12 protein-coding genes and 1 pseudogene are annotated in these 16,271 nt (G+C 26.6%); 10 read left to right on the top strand and 3 right to left on the bottom strand.

The annotated features are described in order from the left end of the window. The first annotated feature begins 99 nt into the window (after window positions 1-99). From AYC61_RS13165 to AYC61_RS13185, 5 genes and pseudogenes are all read left to right on the top strand, one after another. On the top strand, window positions 100-1,515 hold the full coding sequence (locus AYC61_RS13165; protein ID WP_066503252.1) for a radical SAM/SPASM domain-containing protein: 1,416 nt from the start codon (window positions 100-102) through the stop codon (window positions 1,513-1,515). A gap of 12 nt (window positions 1,516-1,527) precedes the next feature. Beyond that, complete coding sequence (locus tag AYC61_RS13170; RefSeq protein ID WP_066503253.1) at window positions 1,528-2,928, top strand: radical SAM/SPASM domain-containing protein; 1,401 nt, start codon at window positions 1,528-1,530, stop codon at window positions 2,926-2,928. A 49-nt stretch (window positions 2,929-2,977) separates the two neighbouring features. After that, entirely contained in the window at window positions 2,978-4,810 is a 1,833-nt protein-coding gene (locus tag AYC61_RS13175) for a YcaO-like family protein (protein WP_066503254.1), read from the top strand. 23 nt (window positions 4,811-4,833) lie between these two features. Continuing rightward, a complete protein-coding gene (locus AYC61_RS13180; RefSeq protein WP_066503256.1) occupies window positions 4,834-6,558 on the top strand; it encodes a carbamoyltransferase family protein in 1,725 nt (574 codons plus the stop codon). Between the two features lie 431 nt (window positions 6,559-6,989). Then, window positions 6,990-8,132: pseudogene (locus AYC61_RS13185) on the top strand (2-isopropylmalate synthase); the annotation flags it as partial. A 122-nt stretch (window positions 8,133-8,254) separates the two neighbouring features. On the opposite strand, the gene AYC61_RS13190 reads toward AYC61_RS13185, so the two are convergent. Further along, window positions 8,255-8,932 carry a hypothetical protein gene (locus AYC61_RS13190; protein ID WP_066503261.1) on the bottom strand — a complete coding sequence of 226 codons (678 nt, stop codon included), beginning with the start codon at window positions 8,930-8,932 and terminating at the stop codon, window positions 8,255-8,257. 11 nt (window positions 8,933-8,943) lie between these two features. Then, window positions 8,944-10,494: an ABC-F family ATP-binding cassette domain-containing protein gene (locus tag AYC61_RS13195; RefSeq protein ID WP_066503262.1), complete on the bottom strand. Its 1,551-nt coding sequence runs from the start codon at window positions 10,492-10,494 to the stop codon at window positions 8,944-8,946. A gap of 167 nt (window positions 10,495-10,661) precedes the next feature. On the opposite strand from AYC61_RS13195, the gene AYC61_RS13200 reads away from it, so the two are divergent. From AYC61_RS13200 to AYC61_RS13220, 5 genes are all read left to right on the top strand, one after another. Further along, window positions 10,662-11,042 (top strand): GntR family transcriptional regulator, encoded by a 381-nt coding sequence (locus AYC61_RS13200; protein WP_066503263.1) that lies wholly within the window; start codon window positions 10,662-10,664, stop codon window positions 11,040-11,042. Next, window positions 11,035-11,919 (top strand): ABC transporter ATP-binding protein, encoded by an 885-nt coding sequence (locus AYC61_RS13205; protein WP_066503264.1) that lies wholly within the window; start codon window positions 11,035-11,037, stop codon window positions 11,917-11,919. Before AYC61_RS13200 ends, AYC61_RS13205 begins: the two co-directional genes overlap by 8 nt. Beyond that, complete coding sequence (locus tag AYC61_RS13210) at window positions 11,916-12,587, top strand: hypothetical protein (RefSeq protein WP_066503265.1); 672 nt, start codon at window positions 11,916-11,918, stop codon at window positions 12,585-12,587. Before AYC61_RS13205 ends, AYC61_RS13210 begins: the two co-directional genes overlap by 4 nt. 11 nt (window positions 12,588-12,598) lie before the next feature. Then, window positions 12,599-13,009 carry a hypothetical protein gene (locus tag AYC61_RS13215; protein WP_066503267.1) on the top strand — a complete coding sequence of 137 codons (411 nt, stop codon included), beginning with the start codon at window positions 12,599-12,601 and terminating at the stop codon, window positions 13,007-13,009. Between the two features lie 575 nt (window positions 13,010-13,584). Then, window positions 13,585-14,169 (top strand): RNA polymerase sigma factor, encoded by a 585-nt coding sequence (locus tag AYC61_RS13220; protein WP_066503273.1) that lies wholly within the window; start codon window positions 13,585-13,587, stop codon window positions 14,167-14,169. 26 nt (window positions 14,170-14,195) lie between these two features. Here AYC61_RS13220 and AYC61_RS13225 read toward each other — a convergent pair whose 3' ends face one another. Continuing rightward, on the bottom strand, window positions 14,196-16,097 hold the full coding sequence (locus tag AYC61_RS13225) for an ABC-F family ATP-binding cassette domain-containing protein (protein ID WP_066503274.1): 1,902 nt from the start codon (window positions 16,095-16,097) through the stop codon (window positions 14,196-14,198). Window positions 16,098-16,271 lie beyond the last annotated feature (174 nt).

Below are 16,271 nucleotides of genomic sequence, written 5' to 3' on the forward strand. Positions count from 1 at the left end.
ATCATCATAGTTTTTGAAATAGTACTATTTATGTATTTTGTAAAGTTCAAGATGGTATAGTCCTTAGAATTATTCAACTTAGTAGAAAGGATGTAAGTAGTGGTATCTATTATAGAATATGTAAAATCACTTGATTACTATAATTTGAATAAAAAACTTTATTATTTTGAAAGAGAAAATAAATTATTTATATATCATATTAAGACAAAGAAAATTTTATTAATTGAGAAAAATTTAGAAGAAAAAGGTTATTTAGTATCTACTTTTATTAAGGATAATAATTCTATAAAACTATACAAAACAAGTAATTTATCAATAAAAGATATAAAAGAATTGTTAAATAATTTGGATAATTATAAAGCGAATGCTTCTATTAACTTAGAAAATTATATGTATCACAATAAAGCATATTTCTTTTTAACTAATGCGTGTAATTTAAAGTGTAGATATTGTTATCAAGAGAGCAAACCTGTGAAAATGAATTTTTCTATGTCAAAGAAATTAATTGACATGATGATAAAAAATAAAAGAAAAACAGAAACAGATTTTCAGATACGTTTTTTTGGAGGAGAGCCCTTATTAAATTATAAATTAATGAAACAAATAATAAATTATTGTAGCAATGATAGATTTAATGAAAATACGACATTTAACTATTATTTATCAACAAATGGATTGCTTTTAGATTCAGATAAATTAAGTTTTATGAATGATAGTAATACAAAAATAAAAATAAGTGTTGATGGTAATAGAGAAATATTCAATTATTATAGGAAATCTGCTAAATATAAAGATGTTTATTGTGTATTAATAAAAAAATTAAAAGAAGTTTTTAAATGCTATCCTAATGAGTTATTAACAGCTGGAATTACTAATAATTATTACAATATAAATTTTTGTGAAAATTTGAAACATGCATATGAAGTTGGATTTAGAAATTTTTACGTTCAATTTGTTTGTAATAATGATTTTTATGAAAAAAGAGTACCTGATATTTTAGTTGAAAAATATGATGAAATTATAAATGAGTATGAAAAAATGTTGAATTTTATAAATATTAAAATGAATTTAGGTCAGGAAATTTACGTTAATTTGCTAGATTCTTTTATCAAATTTTTATTCGCGCCTCTGAATTCATTATGTGGATGCTCAGCAGGTATAGCATCATGTGCATATGATGACGTTGGAAATGTATATTTTTGCCAAAGATTTATTGGTGATGAAAAATATGTCATTGGAAATGTAGAAAAAGGATTAAACAGACAAAAAATTAAAACTATCAGAAATTATAATGTTATGGATAGATGTGTAAATTGTCCTATACTAAATTATTGCAATGGTGGTTGCTATTTTAATAATTATAAGAATAGCAAAATACTAGATAATTACTTACAGTATGATTGCAATATCAAAATTAAATTATTTGAGAAATTGATATATTATACATTTAAAATTGCACAAAAAGATATTGGATTTATTAATAATATTTATAACAAGAGAGAATTTGTTGAATAAGGAGATGTTTTTTTGTTAGAAAAGGTTAAAACCAATTTTTATTGGTTTGAAGAGAGGAACGAATATTATTTATTTAATAAGAATAATTTCTATATATATCATATAGATAAAGAAATGTATGACTTTTTAAAATTGACAGAAAAGAATAATATCAAGCGACATGAAAATTTGAATTATAATTATTATTTAGACAAGCTACAAGAGCTTGATAATAAAATAGACTTTTTTTCAGTAGATATTTCAGATGAAGAACTATTAGATAGGTATTTAAAAAAGAAATTTCATTTAATAAATATAGTTCCGAGTCTTACGTGTAATTTGGGGTGTAAGTATTGCTATTCTCAGAAAGCTAGGAAAGAAATAAATACTGATTCAGTTTTTTTAAGTAAAGATATTGCTAAAAAAATAGTTGATATGATTTGTAAAGATGATATATTTGGAGATTTGATGAGTATTCGTTTTGTTGGTGGAGGTGAACCTTTAACAAATTTTGAAGTAATAAAGTTTATTGTTGAATCCATGGAAAGAAATAAGAAGGATAAAACAGTAGTATATAGATTATCAACTAACGGATTGTTAATCAATAATGAGATGCTTAAATTTTTTAAAAAATATAAATTTAAGATAAAAATAAGTATTGATGGTCCTGGTTTTGAACATAACAGAAGCAGATTTAAAAATAATGAACAATATAATAAATTGATTAAAATAATAAATAAATCCTTAATTTATTTAGGAAATGAAGATGTTATAGTAGCAATTACATTTTACCCTCATAAAGAAAGTGCTGTCCAGAAAATTAAAGGTTGCATAGATTTAGGATTTAAGTATATAAAATATCAACCTGTTATAAACAGTGACATTAGATCTATTAAAAATGAATATCATAGTAAATTATTAAATAACGAAGATGATGTAATTAATTTTTACAGAAATCATTTATTAAATACTGATATTAATAATATAAAATTCTTAGATAGTATTGATTTAATAATAGATAATATAAATAAATCAAGGTTTAAATATGTAACTTGCTATGGAGGAATAAATGATGTTGCATTTTCAACAATTGGCAATATTTATACATGTAATAGATTTATTAATAATGATGAGTTTAAAATTGGAGATATAATCAATGGTATTGATTTTATAAAGCGGCGAGAATATATAAGAAAAGTATCTTTAAGTGAAAGACATTCATGTAAAGATTGTTTCATAGTAGGATTTTGTGGAGGAAAGTGTGTTTATAATATATATTCATTGTACAATTGTTATACTTCAACTGATATGAATATATGTCAAAGTAGTATGTATTCTGTTGAATCAGTAAAGAAAATTATTTCACTATTTGTAGAACTTAAAGAAAAAAAGCCAGAAGTATTAGATTTAATACTAAATAGAGAGTATTTTTAAGACTTTACTGATATAGGTATAAGCGAATTGTTTAAAGGAGTAGATGTATATGTGGGAAGATAAGAAATGGAATCGTAAAGATCTGAGTCCAGAAAAAACAGTTCAAATAGTAAAGGATATATTAAAAAACATTGGCGTTAGTACTTCTGTTAAGGATGTAGTTGAATTTGAAGACAAGTGGTACTCATTGAGATTGGAAATAGATGGATTGCCAGGAGTAGGTACTAATGGAAAAGGATTAAGTAGAGAATATGCAATGGCAAGTGCATATGGTGAACTCATGGAAAGAATTCAAACTGGGGTATTAATAAAAAAAATGTTCACTAAAAAATCTAGCAATAAATCTTACTTTAGTGATGGGAAGGTATTTGAGATAGAAGAAATCGAAAAAGATGCACAAGATATTTTGAATATTGCTTCTAAACATGCAAGCTATGAAGAAATAATAAAATTACTACTTGGTAATAAAGAATATAGAATTTGTATACCATATTATAATGTTCATAAAAATAATGTTAAGTTTCTTCCGATAAGGTTAATTAAATTATTAACAGGAACAAATGGTTTATGTGCAGGAAATTCGCCAGCTGAAGCAATAGTGCAAGGATTATCTGAGATATTAGAAAGATATGTTCATAAAAAGATTTTTTTAGAACATAAAAAAGTACCTACAATTCCTATTATTCATTTACAAAAATTTAAGTCTTATTTATTACTTAAAAAAATAATTGAACTGGGATATCAGCCTATAGTAAAAGATTGTACAATGGATTGTAAATATCCTGTAGTAGGTATAATACTACTTAACCCTGAGAGAACAAAATATTTATTCTCTATAGGTGCAGATCCGAATTTAGACATTGCATTGCAGCGATGTATTACTGAAATATTTCAGGGGAAAAGTTTTAATAATACATTTGATAATAATTATATGTTACCTATAAACTATTATGATGATAGTTTATTCAAAGCAGCACCAAAAGATAAGACAAGTTATTTGCTTAATTATAAAGAATGGATTAAATCAATCTGTTTTTGCAGTGGACTTCATCCAATAACAATTTTTCATGACGAGATTGCAAGTAAAAATTATCTAAGAGCATTTAAAAATGAAAACATATCAAACACAGAAGCATTAATATATATAAAAAATTTATTAGTAAAAGAAAATTTCAATATATATATTAGAGACTGTTCTTACCTAGGATTTCCAACTTATAGTATATATATTCCCGGAATATCAGAAACTAAATCTTTGTTTAGTGAAGAAATAGATTTTAGAATAAAAGAAAAAAAACTAACTGAATATTTAGTGAAATTAGGAAAAGGTAACTTTGAAAACTCAAACATATTACTAGATAATATAAAAAAAATTAATATGGTGAAAATTTCAGACAATAGCGGTGGATTGGTCAAGTCATTCAATCTTTGCTTTAATAATTATCTAATAAAGGGAAAAGTTAATAGCAAATTATATGCTTGTTATATATTGTATAACCAGAAAAAATACAACGAAGCATTTGAATATTTACAAAGTTATGTTAGAGACGAAAGAGTTTTAGCTAGAGAGGGTAGTGATTATTTTATAGGTTTACTAATATATCTTAGAAATAAAGCTAATGATGTATCAAATGAAGATATTTTTATTATATTAAAGGGGATTTTAAGTCAAGATATATATAAATTACTTGTAGATAATATTGAGAACAATAATATATTTGATAAGATAATTAGATTTCCATCATGTCCTAATTGTAGTGTTTGTAGTATAAAAGATAATTGTTGTGTAGATGAGTGGCAGAAAATAAATAGAACTCTAATAGAATTGGAATGTAATAGTACAATAGAGCAAAAAAATATAAGTAAAATTTTTGAAATATGATTTGAGATAGAGGGGTGAAAAAAGTGAAGGTTTTAGGTCTAAAGGTAATTGGACATGATACAGGTGCTGCAATAGTTGATGATTCAGATGGAGTTGTTAAATTAATGGCGATATCAGAAGAAAGATTAAATAGAGTAAAGCACACTACTAAATTCCCTATATTTGCTATTGGGACATGTCTTGAACAAGCAGGAATTGGAATCGATGATTTAGATGCAATTGTTTTTAATCATAGAAGAAATGTGTATAAATTACAGACATTTTTTGATTTTAAAAGCGAATTTGATAGTAGCAGATATGATTCATATATAGGTAAATCTTTCAAATGGCCAGATAAAAAAGTACATATTATTAATCATCATGATTGTCATGGAGCATCAGCTTATTTTTGTTCACCATTTGATAAAGCAACCATTTTAGTTGTAGATGCTTCTGGTAACGAAGGTGAAAGTCAGAGTATATATGCAGCCGAAGGTTCAGATTTTAATTTATTAGATAGAAGTTATAAGAGAGGGATTGGAGCTTTATATGAGGCTGTTACAAATAATATTCTTGGTTTTAAAGGAACTGGGTCTGCTGGGAAAACAATGGGATTATCAGCATATGGTGGAAAATATAGTGAAAATGATCTTTCAAATAAGCTGCAAGCAGTTCGAAGTGGTATAGATCTTAATTATAATCATATCTTGGATGAAACAGATACAGAGTTTTTGCTAAAAACAGAGGTAAAAATTTGTGACAATAAACAGGATATTCTTAATTCTATATATTCTAGAGTAGCTTTCGATATTCAGAAAGAGGCTGAAAGACAGATGTTATATTTAGTAAATCTAGCATGGGAAATGAATCCTTGTGAAAATCTATGTATAGCTGGTGGAGTAGGATTGAATTGTGTAGCAAATGAAAAAATAAAACGATATAGCAAGTTCAAAAATATATGGATTCAGCCTGCATCTGATGATTCAGGTATACCTTTGGGAGCAGCACTGTATGGATATAATAAAATATTAAAATCATCCAGTAGATACAGGATGAAGAGTGCTGCAATAGGATTTTCTTATACAAAGGTAGAGATACAAAATTTACTTGATAGATTTAATATAAATTATATTGAAATAACTAATAAAGAATTAGCAGACAAAATATCAAAAGGAGACATAGTTGGATGGTTTACAGGATCATCTGAATATGGACCAAGGGCTTTGGGATTTAGGAGTATATTATGTGATCCAAGAAAAATAGAAAATAAAGATATTTTAAATAAAAGAGTTAAGCATAGAGAAATATTTAGACCATTTGCTCCTGTGGTTAAATTAGATAAGGCAAACAGATTTTTTGATGTGAATGATACAAGTCCTTTTATGTTGTTTGCAAAAAATGTGATCGAGGAAGTTAAAACACAAATACCTGCAGTAGTACACTTTGACGGTACTGCAAGAATACAGACGGTAGATAAAAATGATAATTCATTGCTTTATGATTTATTAGATGAATTTGAAAAAATAACTAACGTTCCAGTGTTACTTAATACTTCTTTTAACGACAATCAAGAACCAATTGTAGAATCTCCTCTTGATGCTTTAATTTGCTTTTATACAACTGAATTAGATGGTTTATATCTACAAGGATATTATGTTAAGAAAGAGGATAACGTAGATATTCTTGATAAGTTGAAAAATTACAAGAAAAGTCTTTTGATTCAAAATAAATATGATTTTATAAATAAATATTGTTATATAGAGGATTAAATAAATTTCAGATTATTTTATAAGATATTTAGTAGTAGGTTGTTGCAAAACTAAAATATAAAAAATGTGGATAACTTTAATGTTTTAGCTCATAAGTTTTTGGTGAGGGGAACCATCTCATAATCTTTGACGGTTCCGACAAGAGCTCGTTTTGAAATGAATAAGAAACTTACTACTCACTGCGTTCCTAGCAGTAAGTGATTTACTCAAAATCATAGATTTTGGTTCTCTACTTAAGAGCGATGAAGAAACGAACTCTTGAAGTCACGCTTTCAAAGAAACATGAGATAGTTCCCTAGTAACTCTATTGGTAGTTTTTACAATTAACATATGGGGGAAACTGAATTACTTCATAACACAGAAATATTGATATTATGCATATTGTAGAGTTATGCAACTAACTAATATTTAGTAGTATTGGGGGGATGAAAATGGAAAAAAGAATATTTGTATTCGATACTACATTAAGAGATGGAGATCAGACACCAGGAGTAAATATTAATAAGAAAGAAAAGTTTGAAATTGCTAAACAGCTTGAAGATATGGGAGTAGATGTTATAGAAGCAGGGTTTCCTTTTGCTTCTATTGAAGACTTTGAAGCGGTTAAAACAATTGCAAAGAATATTAAGAATGCTTCAATTGCAGGTTTTGCTAGAGCTGTAAAAAAAGACATTGATACTGCATGGGAAGCACTAAAATATTCAAGATATCCTAGGATACATGTATCTATTGCTACATCTGATATACATATGATGTATAAACTTAAAATGAGTCCAGATGATATTTTGCAAAGAGCATATAACATGGTCAAATATGCCAAATCATTAAGTCCAAGTGTTGAATTTTCTCCAGAAGATGCTACGAGAACAAGGCCAGAGTTTTTATTTAAAGTTTTAGAAAAAGTTATTGAAGCTGGAGCAGATGTGATAAATATAAATGATACAGTTGGGTATTCAATACCTAGTGAATATGGACAATTAATAAAAAGAGTTAGAAATGAAGTTCCAAATATCCACAAATCAATGATAAGTACACATTGTCATAATGATTTAGGTTTAGCTTTGGCAAATTCAATTGAGGGTATTGAGAATGGAGCACGGCAGATAGAATGCTCTATAAATGGAATAGGTGAAAGGGCGGGTATGACTGCTTTAGAAGAAATAGTAATGGCTATTAAAGTACGATCTGATAAATTGAAATACTTTACGAATATAAAAACTGAAAAGATATCAGAAATAAGCAAGAGAGTATGCGAGATAACTGGTATAGATGTACAAAAAAATAAAGCAGTGGTAGGTGAAAATGCGTTTGTACATTCTTCGGGTATTCATCAACATGGAGTAATTAGTAATAGCTTGACATACGAAATTATGTCGGCTAAATCTATAGGAATAACAAAGAACAATATAGTTTTGGGTAAATATTCTGGAAGACACGCAATTAAACAACGATTGAGTGAACTTGGGTATGAAGATTTAGAAAATGAACAGATTAATGAAATATTTGAACATTTTAAATTATTAGCAGAAAAGAAAAAAAACATATCGGATAAAGATTTATTATCGTTAATAAAAGAATAATATCTAAGTTTAAAAATTTATTACAAAATCAAAAAGCAGATAATTTTAAAATGGGATGGCTCAAAACCTCTAAGACATCCCATTTGTACCTATAAATCTCAGCTTGAGTTATGCTGTTATGTTCTATTATTCTTAATATATTCCTGACATCTATCTAGCCATAGTTTTTTATGAGACTCTTCACTAACTATACGTTTTGAAAGAGCATTAATAGAAGTAATGTCTTCATTTTCACACCATTTAATAAACTCTGGATACATAGTAGCATCTATGTCTTGATCATAAAAGGCATATATTTTTTGGTAATCTTGCAAATAGGCTCTAACTAATCTGGTGTGTCCGTCGGTAAGGTATAAAGCTTTATTAATTTCAACTACAGGCACTATTACTTTTTCAGGACTATCAAGCCATTTGGTTACATTTTTTAGTTTTTTGTCACTTACAGTTAATTGACAAGGGAGTATTGATGATATTTCTGTTTCAAATATTTTAGCAGGATTTTCATTATATAACTCTCCAAATGTACATGTTATGGTTTCAATATAAGGGTTCCAATACAGACATTCTTTAAAAAACATATCAATTAAATTTTCTTCTAAATAATTATCATTAAACACTTTGGTATATAAATCAGCAAGTGAATGATTTTGAACGTATAATTCACCTGTTGCTATAATATTATTCTTTTTATCTAAAGCAATAAAAAAATTATTTGAATAAAAAATACTATCATTTACGCAGTATTTTTTATAAGCTTTTTCTTGAGTTCTTACTATTGTTAAATTGTCATACATATTATCACTTCCTAAATAATCTTTGTAGTCCAATCCTCAATATTCCACACGTCATCAACGATATCCATATAAAATTCAGGTTCATGAGATACTATTAAAACAGTACCTTTAAAAGTCTGTAAAGCTTTCTTAAGTTCTTCCTTGGCATCAACATCTAAATGATTAGTAGGTTCATCCAAAACTAAGAAATTTATATTTCTTAGCATTATCTTGCACAGCCTTACTTTTGCTGCTTCGCCACCACTTAAAACTTTCATTTTACTTGTTATGTGATCATTTGACAAGCCGCATTTAGCCAGCGCTAAACGAACTTCTGAATTTAACATACCAGGATACTCATTCCAAATTTCTTCGAGGGCAGTATTATTATTATCGTTAGAAGATTCTTGTTCAAAGTAACCTATTTCAAGGTAATCACCTAAAACTACACTGCCATCATAAGGTTTTATTTCTCTGATTAGTGTTTTTAAGAGTGTAGTTTTTCCTAATCCATTAACACCTCTTAGTGCTATTTTTAAGCCTCTTGTTAATTGCACATTTAATGGCTTAGTTAATGGTTCATTGTAACCTAATACTAAGTCTTCAGCTTCAAATATTATTTTTGAAGGTGCTCTTGCTTCTAAGAACTCAAAAGTTGGTTTAATTTTTTCTCTTGGTTTATCTATCTTATCCATCTTATCAAGTTTCTTTTGTCTACTTCTTGCCATTCCTGTAGTTGCAACTCTTGCTTTATTTCTTGCTATAAAATCTTCAAGATTTTTTATTTCTTTTTGCTGCTTTTCATAAGCTTTTTCTAATTGTTTCTTTTTAACATTGTACATATGCTGAAAATCTTCATAATTTCCTTTATATCTGGTGATACTGCCATTTTCCATATGGTAAATAACGTTAGAAACAGAATTGATAAATGGAATATCATGAGATACTAATACAAAACTGTTTTCGTAATTTTGCAGATAAATCTTAAGCCATTCTATATGCTCAAAATCTAAATAATTTGTAGGCTCATCTAAAATTAATATTGTAGGATTTTCTAAGAGTAATTTTGTAAGTAAAACTTTTGTTCTTTGACCACCACTAAGCTTAGAGACATCCTTATCAAGTCCAATATCTCCTAGACCTAAACCATTCGCAACCTCTTCAATCTTAGCATTAATATTGTAAAAACTACTTAGTTCTAATGTATTTTGTATCTTTGATGTTTCCTCCATCAATTTTTCTAACTCTTCAGGAGTTGCACTGCCCATTTTGTCATACATCTGAAGCATTTCTTTTTCTAAATCAAATAATGTATTAAAAGCAGTTTTTAAAACTTCTCTAATTGTTTTTCCTTTTTCTAAAACAGTGTGTTGATCAAGGTATCCAACACTTACTTTTTTTGCCCAACGCACTAAACCTTCATCTGGCATTATTTTTCTGGTTATTATATTTAAAAAAGTAGATTTACCTTCACCATTAGCACCTATTAATGCAATATGCTCGCCCTTTTTTAATCTAAAAGATACATTGTCTAAAATAATTCTACCGCCAAAACTATGATTTAAATTCTCAACTAATAACATTAATTCACCTCATTTTACATAATTACTTTCATTTTATAAAATTTTAGTTATATATTCAACTAAAATAATTTGAAAAAATATAATTGACAAAAGTAAATACAAATGGTAAATTAGATATATACTTAGTTACTTAAGTAACTAACCAAATAACAAAGAGGAGATTTCTTATGGAATTAAAAACTGATTCAACGATACCTATATTCATTCAGATAGCGGATATGATTGAAGATCAAATTTTGAAAAACATAATAAAGGAAGAAGAAAAGGTCTATTCAACAAATGAGTTATCGACACTTCTACATGTCAATCCAGCAACAGCCAGAAAAGGCTTAAACATATTAGTTGATGAGAATATCGTATACAAGAAAAGAGGGGTAGGTATGTTTGTAAAAGAAGGTGCTGTTGATTTGATTAAATTGAAAAGGAAAAAAAATTTTATGAATGATTTTATAATAAAGCTTTTGCAGGAAGGAGAAAAACTAGGTATTAGTAAGGATGAAATAATAAACATGATCAATAATTGTACAGGAGGTTTTAAGAATGAGTGATTGGATAGTAACTAATTTGAGTAAACATTTTGGTAAAACCAAGAGTATAGATGACATTTCCTTTGAAATAGAAGAAAATAAGATTTATGGATTAATTGGAAGAAATGGTGCTGGTAAAACAACACTTTTGAAGCTTTTGGCAAATCAGCTAATACCTACAACAGGGGAAATAAGGATAGATGGTAAATTATTAAAGAATGATGATGAACTAACACAAACTATTTGTTTATCAAGAGATTTTATAAAATTGTGTAATAATATAAAAGGAATAAAAGTGAAAAGACTCATTGAATTTGCATCATATATTTATCCTAATTGGGATCAGGCTTTTGCAAATGAAATAATAAAGGATTTTAATTTAGATACTAACAAAAAGTATGATAAATTATCAAGAGGAATGCAGACTTGTGTAGGAATTGTTATAGGTCTTGCTAGTAGAGCTCCTATGACATTGTTTGACGAGCCATATATAGGTTTAGATCCTATTGTCAGAGAGTTGTTTTATGAGAAATTATTAAGTGATTATGAAGAAAATCCAAGAACTATAATAATATCTACTCATCTGATCAATGAATTAGAAAATTTATTTGAACACATATATATATTACATAAAGGTAAGTTGATTTTAAATACTTCTACAGAAGAGACTAAGCTAAAGGCACAGGTTTTAGAAGGAGATAAAGATAGAATTGAAAGTGTGTTGGCGGGCAAAAGGATAATCAATAAACAGATTATTGGTAGGATGGCAACATATACTGTATATGATAGTTTTACAGATGCTGAAAAGAGAGTTGTGAAAGATATAGGAATAGATTTTAAACCGATTAACTTACAAAAACTATTTATTAATCTTAGCAAAGGGGGAGACAAGATATGATTTCTGCAAAAAATATAAAAAAATCAATGTTTGTATTTGATAAACTGATAATTGGTATAATTGTTTTTATAGCAGTAATTAATTTATCTATAAATATAGGTACAAGATTAATATTTGATGATAGTATGACTGTTCAAACACTTATGACATCGATAAAATTACAAATTAGCATATACATACTAATATATATGTCCATATATGGTTTATTAATATCTTTATCTGTAATACCACATTTGGTTTCTTTAAATTGTCCTAGAAAGCTATTAGGAAAGACAACAATTAAACAGGGTTTAATTAGAAGTATTATACTTACATTAATATTTATTGTGACTATGTATTGTTTTAAAACAAATTTTATGTTTGGTAAAAAATTTATGACAATAGGTGTATTTGATTTATTTAGAATAATATTATTATCATGGACAGCTGCATTTTTAATATATAACTTCTTATTGAATATTGGCTTAGTAGCATATAAATCAGGATGGCTATTATTTACTTTGATATTCTTTGTATTGGGAGTAGTGATGATGAGTATTAAACAGATTATTGTCCTGGTTGTGTTTGGTGTAGGAATTAATTATTTTATAGCTTGTATGTTAGTAATAAATATAATCTTTTGTCTGGTTAATTATAAATTAATTTGCTTTTATGAGTATAAATTTTAGGGAGGACAAAAATGAAAAATACTATTAAATATATAATATTAATACTTTCACTTGCTTTCTTTTCTTTTAGTATTTACTATGTTACAAAAACTGCGTCAAATATAGAATATGATATAGCTAATATAACATATGGTGAAAGCTCACAAGAAGAAAAAGTTAAATTAGATGTTAATGAAAAGACTAAAATGTATTTCTTGCATAATATAAAAATAGGATTAGGAAAAGTTGTATTTGTATTAGAGAAAGAAGATGGAAAAATTATTGAAAAATATGAAGTTGATGATAAGAAATTTACCAATAAGGTTTTTGAATTAGAAAAAGGAACTTACTATTATAAATTTATTAGAAATGCTAGGTCTGGTAGTGAAAATTATAGGATTTTATATAATAAATCTAAAATAATTAGCGAAATATGTAAATGATTTCAGAATAATTTGATATGGAGATAGTAGATTTAGCTATAACTTATAGTAATCAAGCTTGAGATACTGGGGTTGGATTAAAATATACAAATGAATTAGAAAAACTTATAACCTCTTGACATAAGAACATAAGATATCATTATACCAGCAGGTCTAGAGCTAATTATTCCACATTTCCTAAAACTTATGATTTATTCATAAGTTTTTTTGTCGTAAAATGTAATAGAAAGAATTAAAAATTATTTCATTTACCAGAAAATATGACATAATATTTCATAAATGGGTGATATAATAAAGACATATTTTAGAACTTATACATATTTAGGGATTAAGTAAATGAAACAAATTATATAACATTAAAAGTATTTACTAATTTAATAAAAAGTTATTAAATTAAAAAATTTTATATTTCATAGTATTGTATTTAAATTTAGAAAATTGTATAAGTTTCTAAGTTTTGCGTTTTATTATCATTGATATTCATATGTCTTTCGATAATATACTGTATAATTCTGAATTATGAACAGGGTACTTAAATTTTAATTTAATGTGAACCACTGATCGAGGTGTATAAATTGGTAAATAATGAAAGAGACAAAATGGATTTATATGTTGAAATTTTCAATACTTATCAAAGTAAAATTTATCATATTGCCTATTCAGTACTAGGAAATGATTATGATGCTAATGATGTTGTGCAAGACACTGTAATGAGAGCTGTAGATAAGATAGACCAATTAAAAAATAAAAACAAGCTTGAAATATGGATTTATACTATAGCCTACAATTTTGCTAAGTTAAAGTATAATCAAAATAAAAAAAATATTAAAGTAGAACAGTATTGCATTGATAAGCTCAAATACAATGAACTATTATCGATTCCAGATAATCTAATAAAAGAGGAAGCAAGAATGTTCATTTTAGACAAGGTTAAATGTCTTAATCCCAAATATGGTGAAGTTATATACCTGTATTTTTACAAAAATTTTTCATATAAAGAGATTAGTCAAGAGTTAAAAATAAGCATTGGTACTGTTAAATCAAGATTATTTAGAGGCAAATCATCTTTAAGAAAAATGTTGAGCATTGATAATAATTTTGATAGTAAAAAATGGAACAATGAGAATAATAACAATATAAAAAAGTTGAAGGGTATGTAAATAATTTAACCAAAAAAAGCTGATGGTTATTCAGCTTTTTTTTTGCTATCATTTATTTGTTTTTCAAGATTGCTTAAATATTCTTCTCTTTCAAGCTTATACATTAGATTTTCTTCTAATTCATTTTTTTTATCCATAAGTTCTTGAAGTTTTATATAATCAGTTGAGTATACTTCTATCTTTTTATCTATTTCTTCTATTTGCGTTTCTAACTTTTCAATATCAGTATATATATTTTCATATTCAAGTTTTTCTTTATAAGAAAATTTTAGTTTAGGTCGATTTTTTATTGTTGGTTTATTTGGTTTGAAAGTTTTTTTAGTATCATTATTTATATTTTCTTGTACACGTTTTTCTTTGTAATCCGAATAATTACCGTTATTTATAAAAATATTTCCAGTGTTTTCAAAAGAAAATATTTTGTTGCATATCTTATCTAAAAAATATCTATCGTGAGAAACAGTTATTACTGGACCGCTAAATTCTTCTATATAGTTTTCTAAAATTTTTATAGTATCAAGATCTAAATCATTTGTAGGTTCATCTAATATTAATACATTGGGAGCCTCCATAAGTGTTCTTAACAAATACAACCTTCTTTTTTCTCCTCCTGATAATTTTTTAATATATGACCATTGCATTTCTTTAGTAAAAAGAAATTTTTCCATCATTTGAGAAGCACTAATCTTTATACCTTCATCAGTGGTTATGAATTCTCCACCCTTTTTAATGTATTCAATAGCTCTTAATTCTAAGTCCATGTTTTCTGATTCTTGTGTTAAATAACCGATTTTTAGAGTTAAACCATGTTCAACAGTACCGGTATCAGGTGATAAATTTTTTGTTATAGTATTTAATAAGGTTGATTTACCCATTCCATTATTTCCTACAATACCTATTCTATCATCTTTTAATAATATATAGCTAAAATCATTGATCACTGTTTTAGCATCATATGATTTTGAAATGTTGCTAATTTCTATTAATTTTTTGCCTAGTCTAGTATAAGCAGATGAAATCTCTAGGTTTGATTCATCTGCATTAATTTCTGATTTTTTTAGATTTTCAAAACGTTGAATTCTAGCTTTTTGTTTTGTTGTTCTTGCTTTTGCACCAGTTCTTATCCAAGCTAATTCTTTCTTATATAGTTGCTGTCTTTTATTTTCCATTATAGCTTCATGAGTTTTTCTTTCTAATTTTTTTTGAAGAAATTCAGAATAATTACCAGTATAAACATATAAATTTCCTTCATCAAGCTCAAATGATTTATTAGTTATTCTATCTAAGAAATATCTATCATGAGTTACCATTAATAATGCACCTTTTCTAGTAGTAAGATATTTTTCTAACCAATCTATAGTTTCATTGTCCATATGGTTAGTAGGTTCATCTAATATTAATAAATCGCTGGGTGTTATTAATGATGAGCATAATGCTACTCTTTTTCGTTGCCCGCCAGACAATTCTCCAATTTTTTCATCAAAATCAGTTATACCAAGCTTTGTTAGTATAGTTTTAGCTTGGTTTTCAAGTTCCCAAGCGTTAGATTTGTCCATTTCACTAGATAAATTTAATAATTCTTTTTGACTCATCAGATCATCAGTTACAGTTTCAACTGCACGTTCGTATTTTTTGATTAATTGTATTTTCGGATTATCACTCTTGAATATCTGTTCTAAGATAGTATTATTAGGATCAAAATTTGGATTTTGGTCTAAATATTCAATAGTAATGCCTTTAGGCATAATTATATCCATAGAATCAGCACTTAATTGACCACTTAGCACCTTTAATAATGTAGATTTTCCTGCGCCATTTATACCAATTAAACCTATTTTGTCTGTATCATTAATAATGAAAGATAAATCTTTAAATAAATTTCTTTCACCATAGCTTTTAGATAAGTTTTTGACAGTTAAAACATTCATTGATATCATCCTTTGCTTTGTTTAATAGTGATATTTTATCATGAAAGTTTATATTTTGATAGTATTTAAGCCTGATTATTCATATAACTCCCGATAATATGCTGTAAGTTTCTGAATTAGAAGATTTCAAGATGAAGTAACGCTACCTTTTTTTGTGTGCACTTTAATAAATAT

The sequence above is a fragment of the Abyssisolibacter fermentans genome (assembly GCF_001559865.1).
Taxonomy (GTDB): Bacteria; Bacillota; Clostridia; order Tissierellales; family MCWD3; genus Abyssisolibacter; species Abyssisolibacter fermentans.

Excerpts from the sequence above, each read along its gene's own strand:
- AYC61_RS13175 (WP_066503254.1), top strand. The coding sequence starts at position 2,978 with ATGTGGGAAGATAAGAAATGGAATCGTAAAGATCTGAGTCCAGAAAAA.
- AYC61_RS13190 (WP_066503261.1), bottom strand. The coding sequence starts at position 8,932 with ATGTATGACAATTTAACAATAGTAAGAACTCAAGAAAAAGCTTATAAA.
- AYC61_RS13195 (WP_066503262.1), bottom strand. The coding sequence starts at position 10,494 with ATGTTATTAGTTGAGAATTTAAATCATAGTTTTGGCGGTAGAATTATT.
- AYC61_RS13200 (WP_066503263.1), top strand. The coding sequence starts at position 10,662 with ATGGAATTAAAAACTGATTCAACGATACCTATATTCATTCAGATAGCG.
- AYC61_RS13205 (WP_066503264.1), top strand. The coding sequence starts at position 11,035 with ATGAGTGATTGGATAGTAACTAATTTGAGTAAACATTTTGGTAAAACC.
- AYC61_RS13210 (WP_066503265.1), top strand. The coding sequence starts at position 11,916 with ATGATTTCTGCAAAAAATATAAAAAAATCAATGTTTGTATTTGATAAA.
- AYC61_RS13215 (WP_066503267.1), top strand. The coding sequence starts at position 12,599 with ATGAAAAATACTATTAAATATATAATATTAATACTTTCACTTGCTTTC.
- AYC61_RS13225 (WP_066503274.1), bottom strand. The coding sequence starts at position 16,097 with ATGAATGTTTTAACTGTCAAAAACTTATCTAAAAGCTATGGTGAAAGA.